Origin of the sequence: Saccharopolyspora gregorii, from assembly GCF_024734405.1 — a bacterium.
Taxonomy (GTDB): domain Bacteria; phylum Actinomycetota; class Actinomycetes; order Mycobacteriales; family Pseudonocardiaceae; genus Saccharopolyspora_C; species Saccharopolyspora_C gregorii.
In genome coordinates, this window is the sequence record NZ_CP059556.1 from 1,628,412 (window position 1) to 1,653,766 (window position 25,355).

Below are 25,355 nucleotides of genomic sequence, written 5' to 3' on the forward strand. Positions count from 1 at the left end.
AGAAATGGTGGCCGCCGAACAGCTCGCGCCGTACGCGGGCGTCGAACCGGACCAGGCGTGGGCGCAGGAGGTCCGCAGGCTCGCCGACGAACGCGGCGCCGTCCTGCTCGCGCACAACTACCAGCTGCCCGCGATCCAGGACATCGCCGACCACACCGGGGATTCCCTGGCGCTGAGCCGCATCGCGGCCTCCAGCGACGCCTCGACGATCGTGTTCTGCGGCGTGCACTTCATGGCCGAGACCGCGAAGATCCTCAGCCCTGAGAAGAAGATCCTCATCCCGGACGAACGGGCCGGCTGCTCGCTCGCCGACTCGATCACCGCCGAGCAGCTCCGCGCCTGGAAGGCCGAGCACCCCGGCGCCGTCGTGGTCTCCTACGTCAACACCACCGCCGAGGTGAAGGCGGAGACCGACATCTGCTGCACCTCCTCGAACGCGGTGGACGTGGTGCGCTCCATCCCCGCGGACACCGAGGTGCTGTTCTGCCCCGACCAGTTCCTCGGCGCGCACGTCCGCCGCGAGACCGGGCGGGAGAACGTGCACGTGTGGGCGGGGGAGTGCCACGTGCACGCGGGCATCAACGGCGCCGAGCTCGCCGACCGCGCCGCGGCGAACCCGGACGCCGACCTGTTCATCCACCCGGAGTGCGGCTGCGCGACCTCCGCGCTGTACCTCGCGGGGGAGGGCACGTTGCCGCCGGAGCGGGTCAAGATCCTCTCCACCGGCGGGATGCTGGACGCCGCGCGCGGCACCGGTGCCGAGTCGGTGCTCGTGGCCACCGAGGTCGGGATGCTGCACCAGCTGCGCCGCGCCGCCCCCGAGATCGACTTCCGGGCGGTGAACGACCGCGCCTCCTGCCGCTACATGAAGATGATCACTCCGGCCGCGCTGCTGCGCTGCCTGCGCGAGGAGGCCGACGAGGTGCACGTGCCCGCCGACGTCGCCGAACGGGCCCGCGCCTCGGTGCAGCGGATGATCGGCATCGGCAAGCCCGGAGGCGGCGAATGACCTGGGAGGCGCGCGCCGACCTCGTCGTCGTCGGTACCGGGGTCGCGGGGCTCACCGCCGCGCTGCGCGCCCGCGAGCTCGGCCTGCGCACCCTCGTGATCACCAAGGACGCCGCGGCGGCGGGCGGTACCGGCTGGGCGCAGGGCGGCGTCGCGGTCGTGCGCCCCGACGAGCACGACGAGGGCGACAGCGTGCAGCGCCACGTCACCGACACGCTCACCGCGGGCGCCGGGCTCTGCGACGAGCGTGCGGTGCGGGAGATCCTCGCCGACGGGGCGGCCGCCGTGGCGCGGCTGCGCGCGGCGGGCGCGCGGTTCGACGGCACCGGCGGCGCGCTGGCCCGCACCCGGGAGGGCGGGCACACCGCGTTCCGCGTGATCCACGCGGGCGGGGACGCCACCGGCGCCGAGGTGCAGCGGGCGCTGTCCGAGGCGGTCGGCACCGGCGGGATCCCCGTGCTGGAGCGGCATTGCGCGGCGGAACCGGTGCGCGGCGACGGCGGCACCCTCGCCGGGGTCCTCGCGCTCGACCCGCACGGCAACCCCGGAGTGGTGCGCGCCCCCGCCGTGCTGCTCGCCACCGGCGGGCTCGGCAGGCTCTACGCCGCGACCACGAACCCCGAGGTGGCCACCGCCGACGGGATCGCGTTCGCGCTGCGGGCCGGGGCCACCGCGGCCGACCTCGAATTCGTCCAGTTCCACCCGACGGCGCTGCACGTGCCCGGCGCTCGCGGCCGCCGCCCGCTGGTCACCGAGGCGGTGCGCGGCGAGGGCGCGGTGCTGCTGGACGCCCGCGGCGACCGGATCATGGCCGGGGTGCACCCGCTGGCCGACCTGGCGCCGCGGGACGTGGTCGCCGCGGAGATCGACCGGCGCATCGCCGAGACCGGTGCCGAGTGCGCCTACCTGGACGCCACCGGCATCCCGGAGTTCGCCGCCCGGTTCCCCACCGTCTTCGGGTCCTGCCGCGCCGTCGGGGTCGACCCGCGCCGCGAACCGATCCCGGTGACCAGCGCCGCGCACTACTCCTGCGGCGGCGTGGTGACCGATGTGGACGGTCGGACCGGGGTGGCCGGGCTCTACGCGGCGGGCGAGGTGGCGCGCACCGGCCTGCACGGGGCGAACCGGCTCGCGTCGAACAGCCTGCTCGAAGGCCTGGTCGTGGGCGGCAGGGCCGCCGAGGCGGTGGCCCGCGACCTGCGCGGCGGGCTGATCGCGGCCCGCAGGCCGGTGCTGCCGCCGGTCCCGGCCGCCGCCGTCGTGGACCGCGAGCTGCTGCAGCGCACCATGACCGCGCACGCGGGGATCGGCCGCACCGCGGACGGTCTCGCGGCGGCCCGCGCGACGCTGGACAAGGCGGGCATCGTCCGTCCACTGCGGACTCGCGAGGCGGTGGAGGACGCCGCTCTGGCGCTCACCGCGCAGGCGCTGCTCGCCGCCGCCGAGGCCCGCACCGAATCCCGCGGCAGCCATCGCAGGCGTGATCATCCGGCGCGCGACGACGTACGCTGGCGGCGCAGCGTCGCGCTGCGCCTGGACGTGTCCGGCTGGCTGTTCCGCACCGACCGAGAACCCCCGAGGAGCGTGGCATGACCCTGTCCGAGGTGACCACCGGCCACCTGCGCGCCGCCGGACTCGACCCGCAGGAGGTCCGGACCCTGGTGCGGGCCGCGCTCGCCGAAGACCTGCGCTACGGGCTCGACGTCACCACCGAGGCCACCGTGCTCGTCGACGCCATCGCCGAAGCCGCCTTCCGGGCGCGCCCCGCCGGCGTCGTCGCCGGGATCCCCGTCGCCCGCGCCGTGCTCGACGAGGTGCTCGGCGCGGACGGCTACAAGGTGCTGCACAGCCGCGGCGACGGGGACATGATCATGCCGGGGGAGAGCGCGCTGAGCGTGCACGCGCCGGTGCGCGGGCTGCTCACCGCCGAGCGCACCGCGCTGAACCTGCTCTGCCACCTCTCCGGCATCGCCACCGCCACCGCCGAGTGGGTCCGCGCCGTGGAGGGCACCGGTTGCCGCATCCGGGACAGCCGCAAGACCCTGCCCGGGCTGCGGGTGCTGCAGAAGTACGCGGTGCGCTGCGGCGGCGGGGTGAACCACCGGATGGGCCTCGGCGACGCCATGCTGATCAAGGACAACCACGTGGTGGCCGCCGGATCGGTGGTGGAGGCGCTGCGGGCCTGCCGCGACCACGCGCCGGAACTGCCCCTCGAAGTCGAGGTGTCCACGCTGGAGGAGCTGGACGAGGTGCTGGAGGAGGGCGCCGAACTCGTCCTGCTCGACAACTTCACGCCGCAGGACTGCGCCGACGCGGTGCGCCGCACCGAGGAGATCTCGCCCGGCACCGAGCTGGAGGCCTCCGGCGGGCTCACCCTCGACGTGGCCCGCACCTACGCCGAGACCGGGGTGCACTTCCTCGCCGTCGGCGCGCTCACCCACTCCTCGCCCGCGCTGGACATCGGCCTGGACATGTGACCGGCCGGGCCGCCCCCGGCGCGCCGATCAGCACCGCCGGGCGGCCCCGGGACCTGATCGGAACCGCCGGGGCGGTCCGCGGCCGATCAGCACCGCCGGGCCGCCCCGCGGCCGATCAGCACCGCCGGTGCGGCCTGCAACCGGTCAGCACCGCCGGTGCGGCCCGAGCCGGTCAGAACCGCCGGTTCGCCAGCACCGGGATGCTGGCCCGCGCCTGCTCGACCGCGGCCGGGTCCAATTCGGCGACCAGCACGTCCGGGGCGTCGCCGAGCTGCGCGTGCACCGTCCCGACCGGCGTGGCCACGGTGCTGAACCCGATGCCGGTCGGCGCCTTGCCGCTGGGCTCGACCCCCGCGGTGCGCGGATCGCCCTGGCCGCACGCCACCACCCAGGAGGTGCTGTCCAGCGCGCGGGCCCGCACCAGCAGCTCCCACTGCTCGCGCTTGCCCTCGCCGGCGCCCCAGGAGGCCGCGGTGACGATCACCGAGGCACCCCGGTCGGCCAGCGCCGCGTACAGCCCGGGGAAGCGCACGTCGTAGCAGGTCGTCACACCCACACCGGTGCCGCCGATGTCGACCACCAGCGGCTCCGCGCCGGGCGCGACCGTGCGCGACTCGGCGAAGCCGAACGCGTCGTAGAGGTGGATCTTGTCGTAGTGCGCGTCCACGCCCGGCCCGGTGACCAGCAAGGTGTTCGCCACCCGCCCGTCGTCGGCCGGGGTGAACATGCCCGCGACCACGACGAGGCCGGCGTCCGCGGCCAGCCGGCGCACCTCGGTGGCCCACGGGCCGTCCAACGGCTCCGCGATCGGCCCCAGCGGGATGCCGAAGCAGGCCATGGTGGCCTCCGGGAAGACCGCGAGCTCCGCGCCCGCCTCCGCCGCCCGGCGGACGCCGTCGGCGACCAGCTCCAGGTTCGCCGCCGGATCAGGGGTGGACACGATCTGGCACAGCGCGACGCGCATGGGTTCCGCCTCTCTTCGCCTCTGCCTGGTTGTATACCAAGGATATGCAAGACTGGGACGGCATCGTCCCGCCGCGCAAGGAGCCGCCGTGACCTCGGGCCGCCAGCTCGCCTACGACCACCTCAAGGACACCGTGCTCAGCGACCCCGCGATGCAGGGCAGCTTCGTCAACGAGCAGTCCCTCGCCGACGCCATCGGCGTCTCCCGCACCCCGATCCGGGAGGCCCTGCTGCTGCTCGCCGCCGAGGAGCTCGTGCAGCTGGTCCCCAAGCGCGGCGCCTACATCGCGCCCGTCGCCGGGCGGGAGATCCGCGAGCTGTTCGAACTGCGCGGGATGATGGAGCGCTACGCCGCGCAGCGCACCCTCGAACTCGGCACCGCCCCGGTCCAGGAGATGAGCGGCGAACTCGACCGGCAGCGCGAGCTGCGCGCCGCCGAGGACGCCAGGGCCTTCATCGACCTCGACCACCGCTTCCACGCCGCGCTGGTGCGGGCCGTCGGCAACGAGATGCTCACCAAGAACTACGACGGGCTGCGCGCCCGCCAGGTCCGCGCGGGCATCGTGGCGCTGTTCTCCGCGCGGAACCGGCGCGAGGCCGTCGTCGACGAGCACGACGCGATCCTCGCCGCGCTCGCCGACGGCGACACCGCGGCCGCGCACGCCGCGATCACCGCGCACCTGGACGCTACGCAGCACGTGCTGCTCGCGGGCTGATCGCCAACCCGAGCAAGGTCACCGCGCAGGTCGCGAACAGGTAGCAGGCGGGCGCGACCCAGCTGTCGAAGTACGCGAACAACGAGGTGAACAGCAGCGGCGCCAGCGCACCGCCGATCACCCCGGCCAGCGTGTACGCCAGCGAGCAGCCGGTGTAGCGCAGCCGGGTGCTGAACTGCTCCGACACGAACGCCGCCTGCGGCCCGTACATCAGCGAGTGCCACAGCAGGCCGACGACCACGCCCAGCACCAGCAGCGGCGCCGAACCGCCGCCGATCAGCGGGAAGAAGGCGAACGGCCACACCGCGCCGCCGATCGCGCCGATCGCGTACACCCGCCGCCTGCCCCAGTGGTCCGACAGCCACCCCGCGGCCGGGATCAGCGCCAGCTGGCAGGTCGACCCGAGCATCACGCCGGTGACCGCCCAGCTCTGCGGGAGCCCGAGCTCCTTCGTCACGTAGGTCAGCACGAACACGGTGAACAGCGCGTAGAGCACGTCCGGGCCGACCCGGGACAGGATCGCGGAGATCAGCGCTCGCGGTTCCTCGGTGAACACCTCGCGCAGCGGCGCCGAGGCCTGGTCGCCGGAGCGCTGCAGCTCGCGGAACACCGGCGTCTCCTCCAGCTTCACCCGGATCCACAGGCCGAAGACCACCAGCACCGCGGAGAGCAGGAACGCGACCCGCCAGCCCCAGGACAGGAACTGCTCCGAGGTGAGGGTGGCGGCCAGCACCGCCAGCACCCCGTTGGCCAGCAGGTTGCCCGCGGGCGGTCCGACCTGGGCGGCGGAGGCCCAGAATCCGCGCCGCTTGTCGTCGCCGAACTCGCTGGACAGCAGCACGGCGCCGCCCCACTCGCCGCCGATGCCGACGCCCTGGGCGAAGCGCAGCACCACCAGCAGCACGGCACCCCACGCACCGACCTGGCCGTGCGTGGGCAGCAACCCGATGAGCACGGTCGCGATCCCGGTGAGCAGCAGCGTCGTGACCAGCACCTGCTTGCGGCCGAGGACGTCGCCGAGCCTGCCGAACACGAACCCGCCCAGCGGCCGGGACAGGTACCCGACGGCGTAGGTGGAGAACGCCAGCAGCGTGCCGGACAGCGGGTCGTGGCTGGGGAAGAACAGGTCGCCGAACACCAGCGCGGAGGCCACCGAGTAGGCGGCGAAGTCGTACCACTCCAGGGAGGTCCCGGACAGCGCGGCGATGAACGCCTTGGCCAGGTCCTTGCGCGGTGGGCGGGCGGGTGCGTCGGGGAGCGCTTGACTCATCGGCGGTCCTTGTCGAGGGGGTTCGTCACATCGGTCGTGTCGTCCGGCGAATCGGTGATACGAACTGTATACAAGACGTATGCTGATCGGGAGGGTCTGATGTTTCCGCTTCGTTTCGATGTGGCAGGCACGTCCGTCGAGGTGCCGGTGCGCACCCTGCTCAACGCCGGGTACGCCGGGCGCAGCCAGGACGACGTGGCCGCGCACGTCGCCGAACTCGCCGAGCTCGGCGTGCCCGCGCCCACCCGCACGCCCTGCCTCTACCCGGTCGCGCCGTACCTCGCCATGCAGACCGGCGAGGTGCCCGCGCAGCACGGCCGCACCTCCGGCGAGGCGGAGTGGGCGCTGGTCATCGCCGGTCCCCGCGAGGAGGACGTGCTGCTCACCGCCGCCTGCGACCACACCGACCGGGCGCTCGAAGTGCACGGCGTGGCCTGGAGCAAGCAGGCGGGGCCGGACGTGCTCGGGTCCCGGGCCTGGCGGCTCGTGGACGTCGCCGACCGGATCGACTCGCTGACCCTCAGCGCGCACGTCGGCGGGCGGCGCCTCCAGCACGGCTCGCTCGGCGAGCTGCTCACGCCCGCGTACTGGCTGGACGAGCTGCGCGGGCTCGGCCTGGCCGAGGAGGGCACGGTGCTGCTGTCCGGCACCATCCCGATGGACGCCGAAGTGGACCAGTTCGCGGACCCGTGGCGCGTCGAACTGGCGGACCCGGCGACCGGTGACGTGCTGACCTGCGAGTACACCGTCCGGCAGCTGCCGGAGCCGATCGCCTAGCGCGCCACTCCCGAGCGCGGTCGCACGATCGTGCCCGATCTCGCGGACCGGCCGGCCGGTGCCGCCGCCCGGTCGCCGCGGGAGCCCCGCCGGGTGCGCTGGCTGCTTGCCCTGCGGGGGTGTCCGCCGTCATGCTCGGCGGCACCGCGGCGGCCCGGGGCCGGTGAAGCCCGAGGTGCCGCGGAGCCGGGCCGCCACCGGGCACGTGGTCGGAATGTGATCCGGCCGATGTGGCATCGTGACTCCCTGCAAGTTCACGACGCCCCGTCGTGAACGGTGCCAGGAGCAGCACACGAAGAGGGAGACAGACGTGAGCGACAGCGGCGAGGGCACCACTTTCATGCAGTGGCGCGAGCGGGCGCAGTCGGAGGTCCAGGAGGAGCGGCCGCAGCTGCGGGCCGTGCTGATCACGGCCGCGGTCGTGGTCCTGGTCGGCATCCTCGTGGGTGTCGTCGTGCTTCTGCTGTCCTGATCGTTCGTCCGGGCGTTTCGGGGGCGCCCGGATGGTCGGAGCCGGTGTGGGCGCGGTTCTCGGAACCCGCCCGCCGGTCTCGATGGGCCGGGAGGCCGCCTCCGATGCTCGGATGCCGTGAGAATTCTTGGCGGTCGTGGCTGATTCCCACTGGATGCAGCCCGATCAAGTGATGACGAACCCGTGTTCGAATCGGAACACTGGGTGTCATGGAATCCACGATCTCGCCCTCGGCGGTCGGCCACCGGCCCGCACCGCGCTCTTCCGCGCTGCCCGGGCTCCGCGGGTCCGGTTCCGCCTGCCGGTCCGCCGCGCTCAGATCCGCCGCGCTCGTGTCGGCCGCACTGCTGTCGGCCGCGTTCCGGGCCGCCGCCCTCCACACCGCGATGCCCCGGTGCACGGCGTGCCGACGTGGCGCCGTGCGGCTCGTGCCGCCCGCCGGACCGGACCGGATGAGCGGAAGCGGCGGTCTCCCGCCGCCCGGATCACGACCGTGCCGACGGTCGCACGCCCACCGCGGACCAGCCGCTGCCGACGGCGGCGCGGACCTCCGCGCCCACCGGGACGTCCGGTCGCCAGTCGACCACCGGCACCACTCCCGGCGGGACCAGCGCCCAACCGGCCATCAGCTCCCCGGCCTGCTCCGCGGGCCGCAGGCTCAGCGGGGTCGGGGTCCGGTCGTAGATGCGCAGCCCCTCCACCACCTGCGTCGAGGTCAAGCCCGCGCCGGAGGCGTGGCTGACCGCCAGCACGCTGCCCGGGGCGCAGGCGTCCCGGTAGGTCGCGAGCACCCCGGTCGGGCCGGACTCGTCCGGGATGAAGTGCAGCACCGACAGCGCCAGCACCGCCACCGGCTCGCGCAGGTCCAGCAGCCGCCGCACCCCGGCGGCGGCGAGCACGTCCGCCGGGTGTGCCAGGTCGGCCTGCGTGACGCTCACCCGCGGCTCCGCCTGCAACAGCCGACGCGCGTGTGCGACGGCCACCGGCTCGTGGTCCACGTAGGCGATCACCGCGTCCGGATCCCCCTGGTGCGCGACCTCGTGCACGTTGCCGACCGTCGGGATCCCGGAACCCAAGTCCAGGAACTGGCGGATGCCGCGCTCCACGCAGAACCGCACGACCCGGCGCAGGAAGGACCGGTTCTCGAGGACTCCGACGCGGGTCTCGGGGAGCAGTTCCAGCTGCTTGCGGGCGGCCCCGCGGTCGGCGGGGAAGTTCTGCGTCCCGCCGAGGAAGTAGTCGTACATGCGTGCCGCGTTCGGCCGATGCAGGTCGAGCTCGCCGTGGATGTCGGCCAGCTCCCCGCCGCGTTCGTCCTCGGTGATCGCGAACTCCTTCCCGGCCGGGCCGGTGCTCGTGCGCGTACCGCTCGGCCCCTCGAACGGGAAGAGCCCGGACGCCCCACGGGCATCCGGGCTCTCCAGCACCGTGCGAACCGCGGCTCAGACGCCGGCTTCGCGGAGCACGATGTCCACGGCGCCGTCGTTGCGGGCGGTCTCCCGCTCGATCACGTCACCCGGCGGGTAGAACCCGTCGAGGCCACCGTCGGAGGGGTACATCTCCAGGGTGAACGCGAGGATCTTGTGCTTGCCCCACATCCAGTCGAGGCTGTCGCCGTCGGTGGTGTAGAGGTCGCTGGACTGCTGCGGGGTGTAGCCGTTGGTCTCCGCCATCTCGGTGCCGACCTTCTCGAACCGGTCGAACTCCTCCTGGGTCATCCCCTCGGTCACGTCGTCCTGGGTGTGCCCGAACGGCCACAGCACCAGCTCCGAGAAGGTGTGGAAGTCGATCGCCGACTTGATCTGCTGCTCACCGCCGATCACGCGGGAGTCGATGAAATCGGCCAGCGCCTTCGTCTCCGGCGCGGAGAACGCCTCGGTGCCGCGGTAGGTCTCGTCCTGCGGGTCGTCGCTGGCACCGCCGCAGCAGCCCCACAGGTAACCCCAGTTGCGGTTCAGGTCGGTACCGCTGTCCTGCCGGTTCTTCCGCCAGCCCTGGTACTCGCCGGACTCCACGTCGTAGGTGGAACCGTCCACGTTCACCGACGGGACGATCCACACCTCGCGGCTGTCCACGTTCTCCTTGACCGCGGGGTCGTCGGCGTAGCCGTCGGTGAGCCGGTTCGCGATCTGCAGGCACATCTCGGTGGTGAGGTGCTCGCGCGCGTGCTGGTTGCAGTCGAACAGGACCTCCGGCTCGTCCTCGTCCTCCGCGACGTTGCCGCTGATCTTGAGCAGCGGGATGTCCCGGCCCTCGAAGCTCTCGCCGAGGCTGGACTTGGCGGCGATGTCCGGGTGGTCCGCGACGATCGCGTCGAGCTCGGCGACCATCTCGTCGTAGTTGTGGTACGCCTCGTCGCCGGGCGGGAAGTCCCGCGGCGTCGCCTTCTGCCGCAGCTCGAAGCCCTGCGCGCGCAGCTGTTCCGCCTGCGCCGCGGTGGCCTCCACCGTCGCCACGCCGTCCTTCGCACCGAGGACCTGGGCGCCGGAGGCGTTGATGTCGGTACGGGTCCGGCTGTCGGTGTTCGGTACCGAGTACACCCCGCTCGCCGCCGCGGCCGCGGATGCGGGGCCCGAAGCGGGTGCGGCGACGCTCGCCTGGACGGGAAGGAGCAGGGCCAGGGATGCGGCGGCGGCCACCGCCGTTGCTCTGCGCCGTGCGCTGGACATCGGGCCTCCCGATCGATCACGGATGGTGATCACGCGAGCCTCCCCGAGTCACGCACGGTTGGCAACCCACTTACGTCGGAAGCGGCGGATCACCGTTTACCGTTCGTCCGCGGACGTGCGTCGGACGTCGCCGAACAGGGCGATTACCCTGGTGACCGAGCTAGTAGCCGACATCCGCCCGCACTGAGAGGACGCCCATGCTCACCCGTACCGACCTGCGCGGTCGTGTTCCGTCCACCGCCGAGCTGCGCGCCACGCTGCCGCGTGCCGACACGGACGTGGAGCACGTGCTGCACCAGGTTCGGCCGGTGGTCGAGGCGGTCCGCGAGCGCGGTGTCGACGCCGTGCTGGAGTACGCCGAGAAGTTCGACGGCGTGCGGCCCGAGCAGGTGCGGGTGCCCGCCGCCGAGCTGGCCGATGCGCTGGAGCGGCTCGACCCGGCGGTGCGCGAGGCGCTGCAGGAGTCCATCGACCGCGCGCGCCGCGTGCACGGCGACCAGCGGCGCACCGACGTCACCACCCAGGTCGTGCCGGGCGGCACCGTCACCGAGCGCTGGGTGCCGGTCGCCCGCGTCGGGCTGTACGCGCCGGGCGGTCTCGCGGTGTACCCGTCGAGCGTCGTGATGAACGTGGTGCCCGCGCAGGCCGCCGGGGTGGAGTCGCTGGTGGTGTGCTCGCCGCCGCAGGCCGAGTTCGGCGGGCTGCCGCACCCCACCATCCTCGCCGCGGCCGCGCTGCTGGAGGTCGACGAGGTGTGGGCGGTCGGTGGTGCCCAGGCGGTGGCGCTGCTCGCCTACGGCGGGCGGGACACCGACGGGGCCGAGCTGCTGCCCGCGGACCTGGTGACCGGGCCCGGCAACGTCTACGTCACCGCCGCGAAGCGGCACCTGCGCAGCGTCATCGGCATCGACGCGGAAGCCGGGCCGACCGAGATCGCGGTGCTGGCCGACGGCACCGCCGACCCGGTGCACGTGGCCGCCGACCTGATCAGCCAGGCCGAGCACGACACGCTGGCGGCGAGCGTGCTGGTCACGACCTCGCCGGAGCTCGCCGACGCGGTGGACGCGGAACTGGACCGCCAGGTGCCGCTGACCAAGCACACCGAGCGGATCCGCACCGCGCTCACCGGTGAGCAGTCCGGCTGCGTGCTGGTCGGCACCCTCGACGAAGGCCTCACCGTCGTCGACGCCTACGCGGCCGAGCACCTGGAGATCCAGACCGCGGACGCCGAGGCGGTGGCCGCGCGGGTGCGCAACGCGGGCGCGATCTTCGTCGGGCCGCACGCTCCGGTGTCGCTCGGCGACTACTGCGCGGGTTCGAACCACGTGCTGCCCACCGGCGGCTGCGCGCGGCACTCCTCCGGGCTGAGCGTGCAGAGCTTCCTGCGCGGCATCCACGTCATCTCCTACGACGAGCGGGCGCTGCGGGAGGTCGCCGGCAAGGTCGTCGCCCTGGCCGACGCCGAAGACCTGCCCGCGCACGGACAGGCCGTCACGGCCCGCTTCCCGTCCGGACTCGACCGCTGATCCACACCGCGAAGAGAGAACCATGAGCGACGTGCTCGGCGCCGACGTGGCGCTGACCGACCTTCCGCTGCGCGATGACCTGCGCGGCCGCAGCCCGTACGGCGCCCCGCAGCTGGACGTGCCGGTGCGGCTGAACACCAACGAGAACCCGTACCCGCCGCCGCCCGAGCTGGTGGCCGACGTGGCCGAAGCGGTCCGGGAGGCGGCCGGGACGCTGCACCGCTACCCGGATCGGGACGCGGTGGCGCTGCGGGAGGACCTGGCCGCGTACCTCAGCGGTGCCACCGGCGTCGCGGTCTCGCACCGCAACGTGTGGGCCGCGAACGGCTCCAACGAGGTGCTGCAGCAGGTGCTGCAGGCGTTCGGCGGGCCGGGGCGCAGCGCGCTCGGCTTCGAACCGTCGTACTCGATGCACCCGATCCTGGCCGCGGGCACCCGCACCGACTGGTTGCCCGCACCGCGCCGCGCCGACTTCGGCCTGGACGCGGCGCGGGCCGCCGCGATCGTGGCCGAGCGGCGTCCGGACGTGGTGTTCGTGACGAGCCCGAACAACCCGACCGGCCAGGTGGTCCCGCAGCAGGACCTGCGCGCGGTGCTCGACGCGGCCCCGGGGATCGTGGTGGTCGACGAGGCCTACGTCGAGTTCTGCACCGAACCGAGCGCGATCGAGCTGATCGACGAGTACCCGGCGAAGATCATCGTCAGCCGGACCATGAGCAAGGCGTTCGCGTTCGCCGGCGGCAGGCTCGGCTACCTGGCGGCGGCGCCCGCGATGATCGACGCGTTGCTGCTGGTGCGGCTGCCGTACCACCTCTCGGCGCCGACCCAGGCCGCCGCCCGCGCCGCGCTGCGGCACGCGAAGGCGACGCTCGGTTCGGTGCGGGCGCTGGCGGACGAGCGCGACCGCGTCGTCGCGCGGCTGCGCGAACTCGGGTTCGGCCCGGTGCGCAGCGACGCGAACTTCGTGCTGTTCGGCCGGTTCTCGGACGCGCACGCCGCGTGGCAGCGCTACCTGGACGCGGGCGTGCTGATCCGCGACGTCGGCATCGAAGGGCACCTGCGGGTCACCATCGGCACCCCCGAGGAGAACGACGCGTTCCTGGCCGCGAGCAAGGGCCTGGTGGACGCGGTGAACGAGGAGAACACGCGATGACGGCGACCGAGGCGGCGTTCGCGCCGGGCACCCGCACCGGCAAGGTGGAACGCACCACGAAGGAATCCTCCGTGCTGGTCGAGCTGGACCTCGACGGCACCGGGCAGGTCGACATCGACACCACGGTGCCGTTCTACGACCACATGCTCACCGCGCTCGGCACGCACGCCGCGTTCGACCTGACGGTGAAGGCGTCCGGTGACATCGACATCGACGCCCACCACACCGTCGAGGACACCGCGATCGTGCTCGGGCAGGCGTTGCGCCAGGCGCTCGGCGACAAGAAGGGCATCCGCCGCTTCGGCGACGCCTGGATCCCGATGGACGAGACGCTCGCGCACGCGGCGGTGGACGTCTCCGGCCGCTCGTACTGCGTGCTGACCGGGGAACCGGAGCAGTACAACAGCTTCACCATCGGCGGGAACTACCCGTTCGTGCTGAACCGGCACGTGTTCGAATCGCTGGCGTTCCACTCGCAGATCAACCTGCACGTGCGGGTGATCCACGGGCGGGACCCGCACCACATCGCCGAAGCCCAGTACAAGGCGATCGCCCGGGCGCTGCGCGCGGCGGTGGAACCCGATCCGCGGTTCGCCGGCGTCGTGCCCTCCACGAAGGGCGCGCTGTAGATGCAGGCCCTCGGCCCGATCGTGCTGCTGGCCGTCGCGGGTTTCCTCGTCGGCGGCGTCGCCGCGACCTGGAAGACCGCACGCCTGGCGGCGGTGGTGCTCGGCGTGCTGGCCGCGCTGGCGGCGGCGGGCGGGATCGCCTGGTTGCTGTGACGGGGACGTGAACAGCAACCAGGCGAAGACTGTGGCCGCATCGGCTTGCTCGGGGGTGGGGTGGCGGAACCTCAGCGGTTCCCTCGCTGCGGGATCCTCCGCCACAGGAGAAATCGCTGTCCTCGCGAGGGAACCGCTGAGAACCCGCGGGTGGTTCTGTTGCTCTGGTGGTCGGCGGTTCAGCGGTTTCGCCGCTGACGGGACGACATCGGACTCCGCCGCCGGGTTCTGGTTCTTGTTCAGGCGTTCAGCGGGTGCTGCTGAAAGAACTTCCAGATCAGCGGGGTCGCTTCGATGACGGTCGGATCGTCGGAGTCCGGATTGGACGAACGGCTCGGCCAGTCGTGCCCCAGCTCGTCGATGCGGTAGTGCACCAGCGCGCCCCGGTCGGCGCAGCCCTCCCAGCGCTGCTGGGTGACCAGGTCCTGCGGGTGCTCGGTGACCGGGTCGGGCGAGCACTCGTCGCGCTCGGCCCACCCGTCGAGCCAGTCGGGGATGGCGGGCAGGCCCTTCTCCGGGTTCCCGTCGTAGGGGATCGTGTCGTCGGCGGTGCCGTGGAAGGAGATCATCGGCACCGGCTCGGACGGCGAGCACTTCCCGCCCTGCGGGTAGTAGGCCCCGGCCACCGGGGCGAATGCGGCGATGCGGTCACCCAGGCGGCAGGCCAGCACGTTGGTGAAGCCACCGCCGTTCGACTTCCCGGCCGCGTACACCCGGTCGGTGTCCACGCAGAAGTCGTCCTCGACCCGGTCGAGCAGGTCCTCGGTGAACCGGACGTCGTCGGCGTCCGCCGAGTACGGGGCGCCCTGCCACGCGGTGCCGCCGTCGGTGCCGACGAGGCCCTGCGGGTAGACGGCGATCGTGTCCAGCTCGGAGAACCGGGACAGCCGCTCCTGGTACTCGGCCGTGCGGTTGTGGCCGTGGAAGGACAGCACCACCGGCGTGGCGCGGTCCGGGTCGTAGTTCTCCGGGACGTGCACCAGGAACTCCCGGGTGCGGCCGCCGGAGGTGAGTTCCCGGTGCTCGGTGGTCCCCGGTTCGACATCGGGGGTGGTGCCGCAGCCGCCGCGCGGCGCGGGCCGCTCCGGCGCGGCGAGGGCGGGTGCGCCGGTGGCGGCGACCGCGCCGAGGGCGATCAGCAGGCTCAGCACTGCTCTGTGCATCGTCGACTCCTGTCTCGGCGCGGCCCGCCGCTGCGCGGCCGCGCGGTCCTCACTTCGCGGCGACGGGTTCCTTCCCGGAATCGCCGCCGGCCGCGGAGGATTCTTCCTCGTCGAGGAAGCTCTGCTCGTTGAACGGGTCCTCCTTGGCGAAGACCCGCTGCATCTGCTCGCGGTCGATCTCCTTGGTCCAGGAGCCGATGATGACCGTGGCGATCGCGTTGCCCGCGAAGTTGGTGAGCGCGCGGGCCTCGGACATGAACCGGTCGATGCCGACGATGAGGCCGACGCCGTCGACGAGCTCGGGGCGGTGCGACTGGAGGCCGCCCGCGAGGGTGGCGAGCCCGGCGCCGCTGACGCCCGCGGCACCCTTCGACGCGATGATCATGAAGACGAGCAGCGAGATCTGCTCGCCGAGCGCCAGCGGTTCACCCATCGCGGAGGCGATGAACAGCGAGGCCATCGTCAGGTAGATCGCGGTGCCGTCCAGGTTGAACGAGTACCCGGTGGGCACGGTGATGCCGACGACGGGCTTGCTGACGCCGAGGTGCTCCATCTTCGCGATCAGCCGCGGCAGCGCCGCCTCCGACGAGGACGTCGACAGGATCAGCAGGAACTCCCGGCCTAGGTAGCCGAGCAGCTTGAACACGCTGACCCGCGCGAACGCCCACAGCAGCGGCCCCAGCACCAGGAAGATGAACAGCAAGCAGGTGATGTAGAAGCCGGCCATGATGACGCCGAGGCCCTTGAGCGCGTCGACCCCGGTGGCGCCGACGACGGCGGCGATCGCGCCGAACGCGCCGATCGGGGCCACCCACATCACCATCGCGAGGATCTTGAACACGAGCCGCTGGATGTGCTCGATGCCGCGCAGGATCGGCGTGCCCTTGTCGCCCAGTGCCTGCAGCGCGAACCCGGCGAGCAGCGCCACCAGCAGCGTCTGCAGCACTTCACCTTCGGTGAGGGCGGAGACCAGGGTGTTCGGGATGATGCCCATGAGGAACCCGGACAGGCCCTCCGCCTCGCCCGGCGCCTGGTCGCTGCCGCTGGCGCGCAGCTCGTCGGTGAGCTGCAGGCCCTCGCCCGGGTGCAGCACGTTGCCGACGAGCAGCCCGACGACGAGCGCGACGAACGACATCACGAGGAAGTAGCCCAGTGCCAGGCCGCCGACCTTGCCGACCTTCGCGGCCTGCCGCACGCCGCCGACGCCGAGCACGATGGTGCAGAAGATGACCGGGGAGATCATCATCTTGATCAGGTTGACGAACCCGGTGCCCAGCGGTTTCAGTGCGGTGGCGAAGTCGGGGAACGCGAACCCGACGGCGATGCCCGCCAGGACCGCGACGATGACGAAGATGTACAGGAAGTGGGTGCGGTCCCGCTTCTTCGGCGGTGCACCGGCGGCCTCGGGTGCAGCGTCTTTGCTTGCCACGGGTCAACTCCTACGGGAAGTACCGATCACGCGGGTCGGCGCTCACTCATTCGGTCGTGTCTCAGGTCACGAGTATGTCGGGGGAGACTATCGGACTCACTGGTGGTGACCGTCACGGTTGTGTTCATTGAGTTCATGCGGGAGCAACAGCAACGTCATGTCCTATTTCCGGCGGATCGGCCGCGCCAGCCTCGCGGCCAGGTTGTTCGTGCTGCAAGTGGTCGTGGTCGCGGTGGTGGTGCTCAGCGGGGTGGCGTTGGGCTACGTCGAGGCGGAGCGCCGCACCGAGGAGGCCGCCGCGGACGAGGTCGCCGCGGTGGCGAACACCCTGGCGGTGGACCCCGGAGTGCTGGCGGCCGTCACCGGTGGCGATCCGCCGCGCACCTTGCAGCCGTGGGCGGAGCGGGTGCGGACGGCGACCGGCGTCGGGTTCATCACGATCATGGATCCCTCGGGGATGCGCTACACGCACCCGAACCCGGAGCTGATCGGGAAGCGGTTCGTCGGCAACATCGGTGCGGCTCAGCACGGCAGGCCGCTCACCGAGACCTACGAGGGCACCCTCGGCCCGTCGGTGCGGGTGGTGGTCCCGGTGCTCGACGACTCGGGCCGGGTGCGGGCGCTGGTGTCGGTGGGCATCACGGTGCGGGTGCTCACCGCCGAGCTGAGCGGGCAGCTGCTGGTGCTGGCCGGGGTGGGCGCGGTGGCGCTGCTGTTCGGCGGCGTGGCCGGGTACCTGGTGTCGCGCCGGCTGCGCAGGCACACGCACGGGTTGACCCCGGCGGAGCTGAGCCGGATGTACGAATACCACGACGCGATCCTGCACGCGGTCCGCGAGGGCCTGCTGCTGGTGGCGCCGTCCGGTGTGGTGACGCTGTGCAACGATGGCGCGGCGGTGCTGCTGGGGTCGGACCCGGCCGAGGCGGAGGGCACCCGCTTCGCGGACCTCGGTTTCCCGGAGCCGCTGGTGGAGGCGCTCGCCGAGCGGGAGCCGGTGCGCGACGAGGTGCACGTGACCGAGGACCGGGTGCTGCTGGTGAACGTCTCCGCGGTGCGCAGCGGCGACCGCGACCTGGGCAGCGTGGTGACGTTGCGCGACCACACCGAGTTGCAGGCGTTGACGGGGGAACTGGATTCGATGCGCGGGTTCTCCGAGTCGCTGCGCTCGCAGGCGCACGAGTCGGCGAACCGGTTGCACGCGGTGGTGTCGTTGATCGAACTGGGGCGGGTCGAGGAGGCGGTGGGGTTCGCGACCGCGGAGCTGGAGCTGGCGCAGCAGCTGACGGATCGCGTGGTGGGCGCGGTGGGGGAGCCGGTGCTGGCGGCGGTGCTGCTCGGCAAGAGCGCGGAGGCGCGGGAGCGGGGTGTGGAAGTGGTGCTGTCGGAGGGCAGCGCGGTCGACGATCGCGCGTTGGACCGGGTGGGTTCGCGCGATCTGGTGACGATCTTGGGGAATCTGATCGACAACGCGGTGGAGGCGACGTTCGAGGTGCCCGCCCCGCGGGTCGAGGTGAGCATCCGCTCCGACGAGGAGGAGCTGTCCATCGTGGTGTCGGACAACGGGCCCGGGGTGGATCCGGCGGTGGCCGGGTCGGTGTTCGAGCGCGGCTGGTCGACGAAGCGCCCGGGTCGCGGGCTGGGCCTGGCGCTGGTGGGGCGCAGCGTGCGCCGCTACGGCGGGTCGGTGCGGGTCGGTGCCGGTCCGGGCGGCAGGTTCGAGGTGCGGATCCCGTTGACCGAGGTGCGCTCGTGATCTCGGTGCTGGTGGTGGAGGACGACCCGGTCGCTGGTGAGGCGCACGAGCTGTACGTGTCCAGGGTGGACGGTTTCGAGGTGGCCGGCCGCGCCCGCACCGGGCAGGACGCGCTGCGGTTCCTGGAGCACACCCAGGTGGACCTGGTGCTGCTGGACCTGCGGTTGCCGGACATGGACGGGCTGGCGGTGGCGCGGGCGCTGCGCAACGCGGGCAGCAACGCCGACGTGATCGCGGTGACCTCGGCGCGGGACCTGCGCGTGGTGCGCGCTTCGGTGGCCAGCGGCGTCGTGCAGTACCTGCTGAAGCCGTTCACCTTCGCGGCGATGCGGGAGAAGCTGGAGCACTACGCCCGCTTCCGGCAGAGCCTCGGGCACGACCGGGAGGCCAGCGGGCAGAGCGAGATCGACCGCGCGTTCTCCACGCTGCGCGGGGTGGACCGCGCGTCGCTGCCGAAGGGCATGGGGGAGGAGACGCTGGCCGCGGTGGTCTCGGCGCTGCGGGCGCACCGGGAGGGCGCCGCCGCGGGTGCGGTGGGCGAGCTGGCCGGGGTGTCGCGGGTGACGGCCCGGCGCTACCTGGAGTACCTGGTGGACAACGGGATGGCGGGCCGCGAGCCGCGCTACGGCGGGGTGGGGCGCCCGGAGATGTTCTACCGCTGGGCCGAGGATTCCGGTTAGGACCGGTCGGCGGACGGTGTGAGCAGCGGCGAGCCGGGACCCTGCGCGGCCATCTGGTCGTCGGCGTTGTTCAGGGTGCAGGTGCGCAGCGACAGGCAACCGCAGCCGATGCAGCCGCTGAGCCGGTCGCGCAGCCGCTGCAGCCCGTCGATGCGCGCATCGAGCTCGTCGCGCCAGGAGCGGGACAGCCGCGTCCAGTCGGCCTTGGTGGGCGCGTGGTCGGTGGGCAGCGTGGCGAGCGCGTCGGAGATCTGCTCCAGGCTGAGCCCGACGCGCTGGGCGGCGCGGATGAACGCGAGCCTGCGCAGCACGGGACGCCCGTAGCGGCGCTGGTTGCCGCTGGTGCGGGTGGAGGTGATCAGGCCGCGCTGCTCGTAGAAGCGCAGCGCGGTCTGGGCGACTCCGCTGCGGTGGGCGACCTCGCCGATGGTGAGCAGCGCGGGAAGTGCGGACATGCTCCCAAGGTAGCCGCGGAGTTCACCTTAGGTCGAACTCCTGCCGTTCCCGGCCGGCTCCGGGACGAGCGCGCCGTAGCTGAGCAGGCGTCCCGCGGCGCGCAGCGCGATCTCCAGCTCGAACCGCGCCTGCGGGTCGGTGAGCGCGTCGCCGAAGAGGTCTTCGAGCTGGTGCAGGCGGTAGCGCACGGTCTGCGGGTGCACTCGCAGGCGGTGCGCGACCTCGGGGGCGCCGCCGCGGGTCTGCAGCCACGCCAGGAGGGTGTCGGCGAGCCGGACCTGCTGCTTCGGCTTGAGCCCGCCGAGCGGGGCGAGCCGGGTGTGCACGACCTGCCGGGTCAGGTTCTCGTCGCTGAGCAGCAGCAGGTGCGAGAGGTGGTCCTCGCAGCGCAGCACGGGGCGTTCCGGCACGAGTCCGGCGTGCGAGAGCTCCAGGAGCTTGCGCGCCCAGCGCAGCGCGTGCGGTGCGCGGTGCAGTTCGACGCGGGGCCCGAGCGCGACCCGCCAGCCCGCGAGCTGCTGCTCCCACGGCGGTTCGTCGTCCGCGTCGTCGTCGGGACACGGCACGAGCAGGTGCGGGTGGCCGCTTTCGAGGTCGAGGAGCGCTTCCCGGCGGCTGAGCGGGTTGCTGCGCTGCTCCTGCCCGTCGACGCGTTCGAGGGCGGCGACGACGAGGGTGCGCGGCAGCGTCCAGTGCGCGGCTTCGGCGGCTTCGGCGAGGATCCGGCGCGGTGGTTGCGGATCGGTGAGCAGCAGTTCCAGCAGCCGCCGCCGGCGCCGGGCGCGGGTGCCGGCGGCGCGGGCCTGCGCTTCGGCGAAGCCTTCGACGGACCGGGCGGCCAGCTCGTCGATGTGCGCGTAGATCGCTTCGCCGAGCAGCAGCATGGTGCGGGGCGCGATGCGGGCGCGTTCGCCGATGCGGGCGGTGCGCCGCCAGGCGAGGCGGGCGCCGAGCCGGTAGGCGGCCTGCAGGCTGTCGAGGCTGCGGCCTTCGTGCATCTCGGCCTTGCCGAGCGCCCGGTGCACCTCGGCGCAGCGTTCCTGCGGTGCGGTGGGATCGGCGATCTGGTCGACGAACTGGCCGAGGGCCTCTTCGACGCCGCGGCGGATGGCGTGCACGTACTTCTGGTCCATGGGCCGGGCGTATTCGGGGATCCGGAGTTGGATCTCGGTGAGGATCTGCGTGGCGAGGCTGCTCATCTCGGGCCGCAGGATGGGGGCGAGTTCGCTGGGCAGTGCCGCCCACGGATCCGGTGCGCCGGTGCGGGCCGCCCTCGTCAGCATGATCTTCTTCTCCTGTCGGGTGGCGCCGGTCGGGTCCGGGAGGCGCCGCCGGAAAAGTTACTACTAATGAGTAGGAACTGTAATGAGCGGCTCCGCTCGACCCCAACCGGCAATTCGGGTGAATACGAAGGTGGGCTGAATCCGGTTCAACGTGAAGAAAATTCGTTTTCAATCGGTGAATCGGGGACACCGCCGCCGAGCGCCGCTTGACTTCGAGCTAACTCGAAGTTCGAGGCTGTCCGCATGACCACCTCCACCCCAGCGGGAACCGGGCTCGGCCACCCGGAGCTGCCCGCGCTGCTCGCCCGGATGTCCGGCGACGAGAAGCACTCGCCCGCCGCCACCTCCACCCTCGACGTGCTCTGGGTGCTCTACGACCGCGTCCTCGACGTCGACCCCGCGCACGCCGACGACCCCGACCGGGACCGCTTCCTGCTGTCCAAGGGGCACGGGCCGATGGCCTACTACGCGGTGCTCGCCGCGAACGGCTTCCTCGACCCCGCCGAACTCGACGGCTGGAGCAGCTTCGACTCCCGCCTCGGCCAGCACCCGGACCGGCTGCTCGTGCCCGGCGTGGAGATCGGCAGCGGCTCCCTCGGCCACGGCCTGCCGCTGGCGCTCGGCACCGCCCTCGGGCTGCGCGCGCGGGGCCGCACCCGCCCGCGCGTCGTCGTCCTCGTCGGCGACGCCGAACTCGGCGAGGGCAGCAACCACGAGGCGATCGCCGTCGCCGGCCGCTTCGGGACCGGGCAGCTGACCGCGGTCGTGGTCGACAACGCCTCCGACTCGCACGGCTGGCCGGGCGGCATCGCGGAGCGCTTCTCCCGCGAGGGCTGGGCCGCGCACTCCGTCGACGGCCGGGACCACGAAGCCCTGCACCGCGCCCTCACCGACACCCGGCCCGACCAGCCGCTCGCCGTCATCGCCCGCGTGGAACCGAAGGAGTTCGCATGACCGCCCCGACCGAACCGCGCACCCGTCCGATGCGCGAGGAGTTCACCGACCTCGTCGGCGCCGCCCTCGACGTGGACCCGCGGCTCGCGGTGGTGCTCGCCGAGATCTCCGCCGACCGGTTCACCGCCGCCGCCTCGCGGCACCCCGACCGGGTGATCAACGTCGGCATCCGGGAGCAGGCGCTGATCGGCGTCGCGGGCGGGCTCGCGCTCACCGGGATGCGGCCCGTCGTGCACTCGATCGCGCCGTTCCTGGTGGAGCGGCCGTTCGAGCAGCTCAAGCTGGACCTCAACCACCAGGGCGTCGGCGCGGTCCTGGTCAGCACCGGCGCGTCCTACGACTACCCGGCCGCGGGCCGCACCCACATGGCGCCCGGCGACGTGGCTCTGCTCGACACGCTGCCGGACTGGACGGTGCACGTGCCCGGGCACCCGCGGGAGTTCGCCGAGCTGCTCAGCGCGGCGCTGCTCACCGACGACCTCGTGTACCTGCGGATGAGCGAGCGCACCAACGCGGCGCCGCTGCCGGTGGGCCGCCGGTTCCGGGTGGTGCGCGAGGGGCGAGGTGGGGTGGTGCTCGCGGTGGGGCCGATGCTGCGGCCGGTGCTCGCGGCGACGGCCGAGCTGGACGTGGCGGTGCTCTACGCCTCGACCGTCCGGCCCTTCGACGCCGCGGGCCTGCGATCGGCGGCGCTGGCCGCGACCCCGGACGTGGTGCTGGTCGAGCCCTACCTGCGGGACACCTCCACGGCGGCCGCGAACGCCGCGCTCGCCGACCTGCCGCACCGGGTGCTCGGGCTGGGCGTGCGGCGGGACGCGGAACTGCGCGCCTACGGCACCGCCGACGAGCACGAGGCCGCGCACGGGCTGGACCCAGCGGGCCTCGCCCGGTCGATCCGCGGATTCCTCGCCACGAGCGGCCGGTAGCCTGGCGGCGTGGCACGCGTCGTCGTTTTGGACTATGGCTCCGGCAACCTGCGATCCGCCGAACGCGCTCTCGAGCACGCGGGCGCCGACGTGCGGGTGACCTCGGACGCGCACGCCGCCGTCGAGGCCGACGGGCTCGTCGTGCCCGGCGTCGGCGCGTTCGGGGCCTGCATGGAAGGTCTGCTCGCCGCGGGCGGGGACAAGATCATCGATCGGCGGCTGGCCGGCGGGCGCCCGGTGCTCGGCATCTGCGTGGGCATGCAGGTGCTGTTCGACCGCGGCGTGGAGCACGGCGTGCAGGCCGACGGCTGCGGCCAGTGGCCCGGCGACGTCGAACGGCTCCAGGCGGACGTGCTGCCGCACATGGGCTGGAACGAGGTAGCGCCGCCCGCCGACTCGGTGCTGTTCGCCGGGATGGAGCCGGGCACCCGGTTCTACTTCGTGCACTCCTTCGCCGCCCGGCGCTGGGAACTGCCCGAGTCGGAGACGATCGCCCCGGCCAAGGTGACCTGGTCCGAGCACGGCGAACCGTTCGTCGCCGCGGTGGAGAACGGCCCGCTCTCGGCGACGCAGTTCCACCCGGAGAAGTCCGGCGAGGCGGGCTCCCGCCTGCTGCGCAACTGGCTCGGGACGCTGTGACGTGCGCCGCCACGGATTGATGAACCCGCGCGGCACCCGGGTCGTGGCCCTGGTCCTGGCCGTGGGCGTCGTCGCGGGCTTCAGCTCCACGTACCTGGTCGAGGCGGGCGTGCCCGCGTGGCTGGTGCTGGTGCTCGCGGTACTGGCGCTGCTGGTCCCCGTGATCGCCGCGGCCCGCTCCGGCGACCGGCACCGCTGACCCCGCGCCGCACGGCCCGCACCAGGCCGCCAGATACAGTTGCCGCGTGACTTTCACGCTTCTTCCCGCAGTTGACGTGGCCGATGGCCAGGCCGTCCGCCTGGTCCAGGGCGCCGCCGGAACCGAGACCTCCTACGGCGATCCGCTGGAGGCCGCCCTCGCCTGGCAGCGCGCCGGGGCCGAGTGGATCCACCTGGTGGACCTGGACGCGGCGTTCGGCCGCGGCTCCAACCGGGAGCTGCTGGCCGACGTGGTGCGGCGGCTCGACGTGCGGGTGGAGCTCTCCGGCGGCATCCGGGACGACGACTCGCTGAAGGCGGCGCTGGCCACCGGCTGCCACCGGGTGAACCTGGGCACCGCGGCGCTGGAGAACCCCGAGTGGGCGGACCGCGTGGTCGCCGAGCACGGCGAGCAGGTCGCCGTCGGCCTGGACGTGCGCATCACCGAGGAGGGCCACCGGCTCGCGGCCCGCGGCTGGACCCGCGACGGCGGCGACCTGTGGGAGGTGCTGGCCCGGCTGGACGCCGCGGGCTGCCGCCGCTACGTCGTCACCGACGTGAGCAAGGACGGCACGCTGCAGGGTCCGAACACCGAGCTGCTGCGCGAGGTCTGCGCCCGCACCGAGGCGCCCGTGGTCGCCTCCGGCGGGGTGTCCAGTGTGGACGATCTGCGAGCGCTGGCGGAACTGGCGCCGCTGGGCGTGGAGGGCTCCATCGTCGGCAAGGCCTTGTACGCCGGGAACTTCACCCTCGAAGAGGCCCTCGCCGCGGTGTCCTGATCGGGCCGGACCCGGCGGTGCGGCACCCGCGCCGCCGGGCGACCCGGTGCCCCGGCGGGTGCCGCGCACGGCCTACGCTGGAGGCATGGGCGTCGCGGTACGAGTGATCCCCTGCCTGGACGTCGACGCCGGGCGGGTCGTCAAGGGTGTCAACTTCACGGACCTGCGGGACGCGGGCGATCCGGTCGAACTGGCGAAGACCTACGACGCGGAGCACGCCGACGAGCTCACCTTCCTCGACGTCACCGCGTCCTCCGGGGACCGGGAGACCACGTTCGAGGTGGTGCGCCGCACCGCCGAGCAGGTGTTCATCCCGCTGACCGTCGGCGGCGGGGTCCGCAGCGCCGAGGACGTGAACCGGTTGCTGCGCGCGGGCGCCGACAAGGTGAGCGTGAACACCGCCGCCATCGCCCGCCCCGAACTGCTGCGGGAGGCCTCGCACCGGTTCGGCGCGCAGTGCGTCGTGCTCTCCGCCGACGCCCGCCGCGTGCCGGAGGGCGGGCAGCCGACCGCGTCCGGTTTCGAGGTCACCACGCACGGTGGCCGCCGCGGCACCGGGATCTGCGCCGTCGAGTGGGCCGAGCGCGCCCAGGAGCTCGGCGTCGGCGAGATCCTGCTGAACTCCATGGACGCCGACGGCACCAAGGCCGGTTTCGACCTGGAGCTGATCCGCGCGGTCCGCTCCCGCGTCGACGTCCCCCTCATCGCCAGCGGTGGCGCGGGCGCCGTCGAGCACTTCGCGCCCGCGGTGCGCGCCGGCGCGGACGCGGTGCTCGCGGCCAGCGTCTTCCACTTCGGCCAGCTGCGGATCGGCGAGGTGAAGGACGCGATGCGCGCGGAAGGGATCACCGTCCGATGAGCGAGCTGGACCCGGCGATCGCCGGGCGCCTCAAGCGCAACGCCGACGGCCTGGTGGCCGCGGTCGCGCAGCAGCGCGGCACCGGCGAGGTGCTGATGATGGCGTGGATGGACGACGAGGCGCTGCACCGCACGCTCACCACCCGCCGCGGCACCTACTTCTCCCGCAGCCGGGGGGAGTACTGGATGAAGGGCGAGACCTCGGGACACGTGCAGCACGTGCACGAGGTGCGGCTGGACTGCGACGGCGACACGGTGCTGCTGGTCGTCGACCAGGTCGGCGCGGCCTGCCACACCGGTGACCGCACCTGCTTCGACGCGGACGTGCTTCTTGATTGACCGTTCGGGTCTTGTTGTTTAGCACTGGGGTGGCGGAACCTCAGCTATTCCCTCGCTGCGGGATCTTTTTCACCGGTGGCTCCGC

The 25,355-nt window shown here is 73.0% G+C and carries 27 protein-coding genes; 19 read left to right on the plus strand and 8 right to left on the minus strand.

The window, feature by feature from the left end; all coding sequences use genetic code 11:
* The first annotated feature begins 4 nt into the window (after positions 1–4).
* The 3 genes from nadA to nadC are packed head-to-tail and all read left to right on the plus strand — an operon-like array spanning position 5 to position 3,485.
* A complete protein-coding gene (gene nadA / locus H1226_RS07160; RefSeq protein ID WP_258347977.1) occupies positions 5–1,009 on the plus strand; it encodes a quinolinate synthase NadA in 1,005 nt (334 codons plus the stop codon).
* Entirely contained in the window at positions 1,006–2,601 is a 1,596-nt protein-coding gene (locus H1226_RS07165) for an L-aspartate oxidase (RefSeq protein WP_258347978.1), read from the plus strand. The genes nadA and H1226_RS07165 overlap by 4 nt, the downstream gene beginning before the upstream one ends.
* On the plus strand, positions 2,598–3,485 hold the full coding sequence (nadC, locus tag H1226_RS07170; protein ID WP_224959595.1) for a carboxylating nicotinate-nucleotide diphosphorylase: 888 nt from the start codon (positions 2,598–2,600) through the stop codon (positions 3,483–3,485). Before H1226_RS07165 ends, nadC begins: the two co-directional genes overlap by 4 nt.
* 172 nt (positions 3,486–3,657) lie before the next feature.
* Here nadC and H1226_RS07175 read toward each other — a convergent pair whose 3' ends face one another.
* On the minus strand, positions 3,658–4,449 hold the full coding sequence (locus H1226_RS07175) for a carbon-nitrogen hydrolase family protein (protein WP_258347979.1): 792 nt from the start codon (positions 4,447–4,449) through the stop codon (positions 3,658–3,660).
* Positions 4,450–4,537: 88 nt separating this feature from the next.
* Here H1226_RS07175 and H1226_RS07180 point away from each other — a divergent pair, with 88 nt between their 5' ends.
* Complete coding sequence (locus H1226_RS07180; RefSeq protein WP_258347980.1) at positions 4,538–5,164, plus strand: GntR family transcriptional regulator; 627 nt, start codon at positions 4,538–4,540, stop codon at positions 5,162–5,164.
* Here H1226_RS07180 and H1226_RS07185 read toward each other — a convergent pair.
* Positions 5,136–6,434, minus strand: coding sequence for an MFS transporter (locus H1226_RS07185; protein WP_258347982.1), 1,299 nt, complete (start codon positions 6,432–6,434; stop codon positions 5,136–5,138). The genes H1226_RS07180 and H1226_RS07185 overlap by 29 nt on opposite strands.
* A gap of 99 nt (positions 6,435–6,533) precedes the next feature.
* Here H1226_RS07185 and H1226_RS07190 point away from each other — a divergent pair, with 99 nt between their 5' ends.
* The gene (locus tag H1226_RS07190) at positions 6,534–7,211 is read left to right on the plus strand and encodes a DUF2848 domain-containing protein (protein ID WP_258347983.1); all 678 of its coding nucleotides are present in this window, start codon (positions 6,534–6,536) and stop codon (positions 7,209–7,211) included.
* A gap of 310 nt (positions 7,212–7,521) precedes the next feature.
* The gene (locus H1226_RS07195) at positions 7,522–7,683 is read left to right on the plus strand and encodes a hypothetical protein (protein WP_224959588.1); all 162 of its coding nucleotides are present in this window, start codon (positions 7,522–7,524) and stop codon (positions 7,681–7,683) included.
* Between the two features lie 485 nt (positions 7,684–8,168).
* On the opposite strand, the gene H1226_RS07200 is transcribed toward H1226_RS07195, so the two are convergent.
* Both H1226_RS07200 and H1226_RS07205 read right to left on the minus strand, forming a co-directional pair.
* Positions 8,169–9,110 (minus strand): SAM-dependent methyltransferase, encoded by a 942-nt coding sequence (locus H1226_RS07200; RefSeq protein ID WP_258347985.1) that lies wholly within the window; start codon positions 9,108–9,110, stop codon positions 8,169–8,171.
* 15 nt (positions 9,111–9,125) lie between these two features.
* Entirely contained in the window at positions 9,126–10,352 is a 1,227-nt protein-coding gene (locus H1226_RS07205; protein WP_258347986.1) for a M14 family metallopeptidase, read from the minus strand.
* A gap of 197 nt (positions 10,353–10,549) precedes the next feature.
* Here H1226_RS07205 and hisD point away from each other — a divergent pair, with 197 nt between their 5' ends.
* From hisD to H1226_RS07225, 4 genes are read left to right on the plus strand one after another with little or no spacing between them, the layout of a single operon-like run.
* Entirely contained in the window at positions 10,550–11,878 is a 1,329-nt protein-coding gene (hisD, locus tag H1226_RS07210) for a histidinol dehydrogenase (protein ID WP_225044388.1), read from the plus strand.
* Between the two features lie 22 nt (positions 11,879–11,900).
* Positions 11,901–13,031: a histidinol-phosphate transaminase gene (locus H1226_RS07215; RefSeq protein WP_258347987.1), complete on the plus strand. Its 1,131-nt coding sequence runs from the start codon at positions 11,901–11,903 to the stop codon at positions 13,029–13,031.
* Positions 13,028–13,660, plus strand: coding sequence for an imidazoleglycerol-phosphate dehydratase HisB (hisB, locus tag H1226_RS07220; RefSeq protein ID WP_224959578.1), 633 nt, complete (start codon positions 13,028–13,030; stop codon positions 13,658–13,660). The genes H1226_RS07215 and hisB overlap by 4 nt, the downstream gene beginning before the upstream one ends.
* Positions 13,661–13,813: a hypothetical protein gene (locus tag H1226_RS07225; RefSeq protein ID WP_258347988.1), complete on the plus strand. Its 153-nt coding sequence runs from the start codon at positions 13,661–13,663 to the stop codon at positions 13,811–13,813.
* Positions 13,814–14,052: 239 nt separating this feature from the next.
* Here H1226_RS07225 and H1226_RS07230 read toward each other — a convergent pair whose 3' ends face one another.
* Both H1226_RS07230 and H1226_RS07235 read right to left on the minus strand, forming a co-directional pair.
* Positions 14,053–14,976 carry an alpha/beta hydrolase family esterase gene (locus H1226_RS07230; protein WP_258347989.1) on the minus strand — a complete coding sequence of 308 codons (924 nt, stop codon included), beginning with the start codon at positions 14,974–14,976 and terminating at the stop codon, positions 14,053–14,055.
* Positions 14,977–15,025: 49 nt separating this feature from the next.
* A complete protein-coding gene (locus H1226_RS07235) occupies positions 15,026–16,405 on the minus strand; it encodes a cation:dicarboxylate symporter family transporter (RefSeq protein ID WP_258347990.1) in 1,380 nt (459 codons plus the stop codon).
* 157 nt (positions 16,406–16,562) lie between these two features.
* Between H1226_RS07235 and H1226_RS07240 the strand changes: the two genes are divergently transcribed.
* Together H1226_RS07240 and H1226_RS07245 are read left to right on the plus strand one after the other, a co-directional pair.
* Positions 16,563–18,158, plus strand: coding sequence for a sensor histidine kinase (locus tag H1226_RS07240; RefSeq protein WP_258347991.1), 1,596 nt, complete (start codon positions 16,563–16,565; stop codon positions 18,156–18,158).
* Positions 18,155–18,838 (plus strand): response regulator, encoded by a 684-nt coding sequence (locus H1226_RS07245; protein ID WP_258347992.1) that lies wholly within the window; start codon positions 18,155–18,157, stop codon positions 18,836–18,838. Before H1226_RS07240 ends, H1226_RS07245 begins: the two co-directional genes overlap by 4 nt.
* Here the strand turns inward: H1226_RS07245 and soxR are convergent.
* Both soxR and H1226_RS07255 read right to left on the minus strand, forming a co-directional pair.
* A complete protein-coding gene (soxR, locus tag H1226_RS07250) occupies positions 18,835–19,293 on the minus strand; it encodes a redox-sensitive transcriptional activator SoxR (protein WP_224959564.1) in 459 nt (152 codons plus the stop codon). The two genes, H1226_RS07245 and soxR, sit on opposite strands and share 4 nt — an antisense overlap.
* A gap of 27 nt (positions 19,294–19,320) precedes the next feature.
* Positions 19,321–20,577: a helix-turn-helix domain-containing protein gene (locus tag H1226_RS07255; protein ID WP_258347993.1), complete on the minus strand. Its 1,257-nt coding sequence runs from the start codon at positions 20,575–20,577 to the stop codon at positions 19,321–19,323.
* 243 nt (positions 20,578–20,820) lie between these two features.
* Here H1226_RS07255 and H1226_RS07260 point away from each other — a divergent pair, with 243 nt between their 5' ends.
* The 7 genes from H1226_RS07260 (at position 20,821) to hisI (ending at position 25,270) form a co-directional block, all read left to right on the plus strand.
* Positions 20,821–21,531, plus strand: a complete 711-nt coding sequence (locus H1226_RS07260; RefSeq protein WP_258347994.1) for a thiamine pyrophosphate-dependent enzyme — start codon at positions 20,821–20,823, stop codon at positions 21,529–21,531.
* A complete protein-coding gene (locus tag H1226_RS07265; RefSeq protein ID WP_373690024.1) occupies positions 21,528–22,457 on the plus strand; it encodes a transketolase family protein in 930 nt (309 codons plus the stop codon). Before H1226_RS07260 ends, H1226_RS07265 begins: the two co-directional genes overlap by 4 nt.
* Before the next feature lie 9 nt (positions 22,458–22,466).
* A complete protein-coding gene (gene hisH, locus H1226_RS07270) occupies positions 22,467–23,096 on the plus strand; it encodes an imidazole glycerol phosphate synthase subunit HisH (protein WP_258347995.1) in 630 nt (209 codons plus the stop codon).
* Between the two features lie 19 nt (positions 23,097–23,115).
* Entirely contained in the window at positions 23,116–23,295 is a 180-nt protein-coding gene (locus tag H1226_RS07275) for a hypothetical protein (protein ID WP_224959556.1), read from the plus strand.
* Between the two features lie 46 nt (positions 23,296–23,341).
* Positions 23,342–24,073, plus strand: coding sequence for a bifunctional 1-(5-phosphoribosyl)-5-((5-phosphoribosylamino)methylideneamino)imidazole-4-carboxamide isomerase/phosphoribosylanthranilate isomerase PriA (priA, locus tag H1226_RS07280; RefSeq protein ID WP_224959554.1), 732 nt, complete (start codon positions 23,342–23,344; stop codon positions 24,071–24,073).
* An 85-nt stretch (positions 24,074–24,158) separates the two neighbouring features.
* Positions 24,159–24,932 carry an imidazole glycerol phosphate synthase subunit HisF gene (gene hisF, locus H1226_RS07285; RefSeq protein ID WP_258347996.1) on the plus strand — a complete coding sequence of 258 codons (774 nt, stop codon included), beginning with the start codon at positions 24,159–24,161 and terminating at the stop codon, positions 24,930–24,932.
* A complete protein-coding gene (gene hisI, locus H1226_RS07290; RefSeq protein ID WP_258347997.1) occupies positions 24,929–25,270 on the plus strand; it encodes a phosphoribosyl-AMP cyclohydrolase in 342 nt (113 codons plus the stop codon). The genes hisF and hisI overlap by 4 nt, the downstream gene beginning before the upstream one ends.
* Positions 25,271–25,355 lie beyond the last annotated feature (85 nt).

Excerpts from the sequence above, each read along its gene's own strand:
- H1226_RS07215 (WP_258347987.1), top strand. The coding sequence starts at position 11,901 with ATGAGCGACGTGCTCGGCGCCGACGTGGCGCTGACCGACCTTCCGCTG.
- H1226_RS07190 (WP_258347983.1), top strand. The coding sequence starts at position 6,534 with ATGTTTCCGCTTCGTTTCGATGTGGCAGGCACGTCCGTCGAGGTGCCG.
- H1226_RS07265 (WP_373690024.1), top strand. The coding sequence starts at position 21,528 with ATGACCGCCCCGACCGAACCGCGCACCCGTCCGATGCGCGAGGAGTTC.
- soxR (WP_224959564.1), bottom strand. The coding sequence starts at position 19,293 with ATGTCCGCACTTCCCGCGCTGCTCACCATCGGCGAGGTCGCCCACCGC.
- H1226_RS07230 (WP_258347989.1), bottom strand. The coding sequence starts at position 14,976 with ATGCACAGAGCAGTGCTGAGCCTGCTGATCGCCCTCGGCGCGGTCGCC.
- hisF (WP_258347996.1), top strand. The coding sequence starts at position 24,159 with ATGGGCGTCGCGGTACGAGTGATCCCCTGCCTGGACGTCGACGCCGGG.
- nadC (WP_224959595.1), top strand. The coding sequence starts at position 2,598 with ATGACCCTGTCCGAGGTGACCACCGGCCACCTGCGCGCCGCCGGACTC.
- hisB (WP_224959578.1), top strand. The coding sequence starts at position 13,028 with ATGACGGCGACCGAGGCGGCGTTCGCGCCGGGCACCCGCACCGGCAAG.
- H1226_RS07255 (WP_258347993.1), bottom strand. The coding sequence starts at position 20,577 with ATGCTGACGAGGGCGGCCCGCACCGGCGCACCGGATCCGTGGGCGGCA.
- H1226_RS07165 (WP_258347978.1), top strand. The coding sequence starts at position 1,006 with ATGACCTGGGAGGCGCGCGCCGACCTCGTCGTCGTCGGTACCGGGGTC.
- H1226_RS07175 (WP_258347979.1), bottom strand. The coding sequence starts at position 4,449 with ATGCGCGTCGCGCTGTGCCAGATCGTGTCCACCCCTGATCCGGCGGCG.
- H1226_RS07205 (WP_258347986.1), bottom strand. The coding sequence starts at position 10,352 with ATGTCCAGCGCACGGCGCAGAGCAACGGCGGTGGCCGCCGCCGCATCC.
- H1226_RS07275 (WP_224959556.1), top strand. The coding sequence starts at position 23,116 with ATGAACCCGCGCGGCACCCGGGTCGTGGCCCTGGTCCTGGCCGTGGGC.
- H1226_RS07240 (WP_258347991.1), top strand. The coding sequence starts at position 16,563 with ATGTCCTATTTCCGGCGGATCGGCCGCGCCAGCCTCGCGGCCAGGTTG.
- H1226_RS07225 (WP_258347988.1), top strand. The coding sequence starts at position 13,661 with ATGCAGGCCCTCGGCCCGATCGTGCTGCTGGCCGTCGCGGGTTTCCTC.
- H1226_RS07185 (WP_258347982.1), bottom strand. The coding sequence starts at position 6,434 with ATGAGTCAAGCGCTCCCCGACGCACCCGCCCGCCCACCGCGCAAGGAC.
- H1226_RS07260 (WP_258347994.1), top strand. The coding sequence starts at position 20,821 with ATGACCACCTCCACCCCAGCGGGAACCGGGCTCGGCCACCCGGAGCTG.
- nadA (WP_258347977.1), top strand. The coding sequence starts at position 5 with ATGGTGGCCGCCGAACAGCTCGCGCCGTACGCGGGCGTCGAACCGGAC.
- hisI (WP_258347997.1), top strand. The coding sequence starts at position 24,929 with ATGAGCGAGCTGGACCCGGCGATCGCCGGGCGCCTCAAGCGCAACGCC.
- hisD (WP_225044388.1), top strand. The coding sequence starts at position 10,550 with ATGCTCACCCGTACCGACCTGCGCGGTCGTGTTCCGTCCACCGCCGAG.